This is a genomic window from Arthrobacter sp. SIMBA_036, from assembly GCF_046535135.1.
GTDB lineage: Bacteria > Actinomycetota > Actinomycetes > Actinomycetales > Micrococcaceae > Arthrobacter.
The window spans coordinates 1-234 of record NZ_JAWRXG010000477.1 but is presented as its reverse complement, the minus strand read 5'-3'; the positions used below and the strand labels follow the sequence as shown (position 1 = coordinate 234).

Below are 234 nucleotides of genomic sequence, written 5' to 3'. Positions count from 1 at the left end.
ATGATGCCCACAATGCCCAGCGGCATCTTTCGATTCTTGCACTGACCGATCACTTCCCCGTGGTGCTTGGTCACGATCAAGTCACCCGGGGTAAGCCCTACCCCGATATGGCGCTCGCTGCCTGCCAGCAGCTGGGCGTACTTCCTGAGCGCACGCTCATTATTGGCGATTCCAACGGGGATATGGCCATGGGCAAAGCCGCGGGCTTGCTGGCGGGCATTGGCATCTGTGCCG

General features: G+C 60.7%; 1 protein-coding gene. It reads left to right on the top strand.

The window, feature by feature from the left end:
• A partial coding sequence (locus SB659_RS20590) for an HAD-IA family hydrolase (RefSeq protein ID WP_410551785.1) occupies positions 1 to 234 on the top strand: 234 nt, incomplete at both ends.